Source organism: Adlercreutzia equolifaciens (genome assembly GCF_029076695.1).
Classification (GTDB): domain Bacteria; phylum Actinomycetota; class Coriobacteriia; order Coriobacteriales; family Eggerthellaceae; genus Adlercreutzia; species Adlercreutzia equolifaciens_A.
Genome location: NZ_JARFIK010000047.1, coordinates 1 through 442, shown reverse-complemented (window position 1 = coordinate 442; position 442 = coordinate 1). Strand labels below are relative to the sequence as shown.

General features: G+C 62.4%; 1 pseudogene. It reads left to right on the top strand.

From position 1 onward, the window contains the following. Positions 1–442 (top strand): annotated as a pseudogene (locus PZH32_RS11395) (hypothetical protein); the annotation flags it as partial.

The following is a 442-nucleotide window of genomic DNA, read 5'->3' as shown; positions in this document are numbered from 1 at the left end:
GGCACGAAGAACTACGGCGCCTATACGGTGAAATTAGGGCTCTACGCGCGGCCTGCTGGGCGTTTCGCCGTGGGCCCGGGCTATTTCTTCCGGCCTCCGCGCGTCGACTCGCCGGTCATTCGCCTGGATCGGACGGTGCCGCTTGACGCTGCCGGCCACCCGGCCACGCCGCAGCTTATCGCCGCGGCCTGCCTTATGGCCGATGCTGCGTTTGCCAACCGCCGCATAACGCTGGCCAACTCCTGCAAATCGGAGTTCGCTGGTCGTGGAACGGTGAAGCTGGCTGGCCACTCGGTGGAGGCGTCAACGCTGGTAGCCCAGCTGCCGGCCATGTTCGAGCAGGCGGCCATCGACCACTTGCGGCGCGTCAAATTGCTTTTCGGCATTTTGTTTCCTCTTCTCTCTTCGTGTCAGTTACTGGACGGTTTTCTTCATATCAACC